The following is a 3,340-nucleotide window of genomic DNA, read 5'->3' as shown; positions in this document are numbered from 1 at the left end:
TCTCTAAGGGAGGATCTTCTATTGATATTATCAAAAGTATATTTTTAATCAAAATAAATTTATTTATTAGCAAAGGAGTCTCCTCCTAAATTTCATAGAAATTATAGGTAACAAATAATTTGTTATCTTTAGTTAAAATCTTAAAACAAAACCTTTATTTTTCTTTAAATTATATTATACTGCTAGATATCAAATCTTTAACTTTAGAAAGTTATGTTCTTTGTAAAAAAAGTATATAAATTTTTTTTGTTAATATTTTGTTTTTATCTATCTTATTTTTTTTAAAGCAAAAAAAGACTCTTTTTAGAGCCTTTGTTGATCTTGATATCATGCATAAAACAATATAAATGCTTTATATGCTAAGTATAGAACATCTTTATTTTTATACAAAGACAAAAAAAGGCTCCATTAAAATGAACCTAATTTTGTCTTTAAGGAGTCTTTAAGTCAATAATGATATATCTACTTAATACTTCCAATAAAATAAAATTATCTTTTTTATCTTCCTTATAAACTTACCCTTCTTTATAAACCTTAATCCTCTCCAATTAAGATATGTTAAATAAAGGTATCTCTAAATTTAGAAATTATCTTAGGTTTACTTAACTTTTATATTAAAATAAGTTATTTATTAACAAAAATCTCAATTAACAATAAAATATATAAATACCTTTCCACTATATCTTTTATTAAAAGACAATATTGATATATTATTTTAGTAGAACATGACATTTTACTTTAAGCAATATGTCCTAGTTGATATTTATACATTTATATGTAAGGAGGATAATTTGAGTAAATTAATTTGCAGTATTTTTAAAGTTAAGAGTCGTTTTTCATCTTATCTAGATAGAATTGATACAACAGGCAGAATAAAGGAGCTAATTTGGTCTTCTTTATTTTGCTTTTTGTTATCTCTATACATTGCCTCTTTATAGATATGATAAAACCCTAGAAGAACTATCTTTAGGAAATAAAAAAAGAGCCTGGGCTTTATATGAAAGGTATTATGCAGGAGTACCAAAATAATATTTATCTCTAGCACTCTAATTTAACTAAACAGGTATATTGCTTTAAAGCATAAAGGTTTAGAGCCTATTAACATACAAATACCTCAAGTTCAAACAAAAAGAAGGATACCCCCTTAAGGATATCTTTTTTTTGTTAAAGTTAGACATTAATAAAAAAGACACTATCTTTTAAAAGAATATTTACTAACCAAATATAGAGCAGACACACTTCAAAACACAGTAAAAGATTTACTTTTGTCTTTCTTTGGTTCAAATATAACTTAATGTGTAGTTTATCTTATTTTTAGTAGCAATTTAGCTTAGAACAAAAGATAACTAAAGTTGCAATAACAAAACTAATTTTATTCTTGATTTATCTAGTTCTTTCTCTGGATCTAACAAAACAAATAGCTTAGGGGGTGAATTTTATAAGAAAAGGATAAGAAGCAGTATGTTTACTTTAATTATATAAAGGTATTATTTTTATCTTACAAGCTTTTTCAGAAATAATAGCTTAAGTAAAGACTTACCCTTGCTTGTTTCTGCTAACACTGCCCTGCTTGCTACTATCCCCACTGCTAGTTCTAGCACTTTTAGTGCTGACCTAGACAAGCAAGAAAATACAGATAAGTTAACTAAAGACGATAAAGAAAAGCTTAAGTCTTTTTTTAGAAAAACTAAAACATATCAATCTAGTCTAGATTTTATTTATGGTACCATTGATACTTATACTGATTGTAGTATTTATAGCATTGGATGTTTTAGTTTTTCTAAAATACGTAGCTATGTTCTTGCTGACTTAGAAAACAATAAACTAGACTCAAGAGTACGCTAAGATTAGCAAGATTCTAAAGAATGCTCTGCCTGGTTATAAGGACAACACTTTAGAGGATGCTATTGAGGATTACAGGAAAGCCATAAGGCAAACTATTCAAGCTGAGCGTGAGATAAAGACAGAAAATGACTATTTAAAAATTAATGAAGAGAAAAGAAAAAAATATAGCCGCCTGTTTAAAAACAGTCAGAGGTATTCTTGCTGTTATTGAAAAAACTATGGAAACAGCTTGCAAGGCTTATGCTGATGCTTTTGCTGTTGTTTCTTCTAGGTTATCTTGCAGCAAGTTTAAGCAAACTGTTTACGAGTTTAGGGATGCTGCCAAGCAATATGCTAATGGAAAAAGAAACAATGCTATTAGTGTCATTGTAAGTGTTATTTCAGGTATGGCTGATCCTAGACTTGAAGATTGATGGTTTGCTCATGCAAAGACAATTGCTGGTAATAAGACAGGATCAGAAGTAGAGAGAATGACTACTGCTATTGACAAGCTATTAGATGTTTATAAAATGGTTGGCCTTAAATAACTTTTAAGCTTCTAGCCAACTCTTATCTATATTTATAAACACTTTAGCTCTATATTTGCTATATAAAAAAATAATATTTTAGGTGAATACAATAAAGAAAAAGAGAGGGTGTTAATGTCTATGAGAAGTAACATGTTTATTTTACTGCTAGTCGCATTACTTTTTGTGTCTTGCAAGTTTTTTGGAAATTCTAGCTCTCCTAAAAAAACAGCTCCTTCCCTTGATGATGCTGCTAGTAGAGATAGTAAGCTAGGCAGAATACCACTTACGGCTTCAAGTAAGAAAGATGAAAATACAAGTGATTCTTCAGGGAAAGTTGATACAACTCAAGAGGATAAGCAAAAGAGTAGCCCTACCATGCTTGCTGCTGATAATCCTACTACTGATCCTACTACTACTTCTAGTGCTAGCACAGACAAACAAGACACTAAAGGCAAGTTAAGTGAGGAAGACAAAAAGAAGCTTATGTATTTTTTTAGAAAAACTATAAGATACCAATATAATCTAGTTTCCATTTATAACAAATATGCAAGCCCTTATAATGCTATTGCTACCTATGGTGATTGTAATAATTATGGTATTGAATGTTTTAGCCCAGGACCTTCCGCAAAGCGTAGCAAGGCTCTTACCGATCTAGAAAGCTTAAATCTAAGCCAAGATTACACCAAACTTAGCAAGATGCTAAAGGATGCTTTGCCTAATTACGACACTAAAACTCTAGATGAAGCAATTGCAGAGTACAAGAAAGCTATAGATGAAGCTAGTGAGGCTGAGCGTAAGATAGAGATAGCAAAAAACTATGTAGAAACTCAAGAGGCTGAGGAAGATAAAAAAAATAGAAACATAGTTTATTTAAAAACAGTTAGAAGTATTCTTGATGTTATTGAAAGTACCATGGAAACAGCTAGCCTGGCTTATGCTGATGCTTTTACTGTTGTTTCAGATAGCCTATCTTGTAGCGAGTTTAA

General features: G+C 29.6%; 4 protein-coding genes. All 4 read left to right on the top strand.

What is annotated here, in order from left to right; translation table 11 throughout:
• Positions 1-791: 791 nt before the first annotated feature.
• The gene (locus F0310_RS05495) at positions 792-938 is read left to right on the top strand and encodes a hypothetical protein (RefSeq protein ID WP_182117964.1); all 147 of its coding nucleotides are present in this window, start codon (positions 792-794) and stop codon (positions 936-938) included.
• A gap of 604 nt (positions 939-1,542) precedes the next feature.
• Positions 1,543-1,845 carry a hypothetical protein gene (locus tag F0310_RS05490; RefSeq protein ID WP_182117963.1) on the top strand — a complete coding sequence of 101 codons (303 nt, stop codon included), beginning with the start codon at positions 1,543-1,545 and terminating at the stop codon, positions 1,843-1,845.
• 143 nt (positions 1,846-1,988) lie between these two features.
• Entirely contained in the window at positions 1,989-2,258 is a 270-nt protein-coding gene (locus F0310_RS05485) for a hypothetical protein (RefSeq protein WP_182117962.1), read from the top strand.
• Between the two features lie 234 nt (positions 2,259-2,492).
• Positions 2,493-3,340 (top strand): hypothetical protein (locus F0310_RS05480; RefSeq protein WP_182117961.1); only part of this gene is annotated, 848 nt, incomplete at its 3' end.

Source organism: Borrelia sp. A-FGy1, assembly GCF_014084025.1.
GTDB lineage: Bacteria > Spirochaetota > Spirochaetia > Borreliales > Borreliaceae > Borrelia.
The sequence above is the reverse complement of the archived record's forward strand: the minus strand, read 5'-3'. Positions and strand labels throughout refer to the sequence as shown.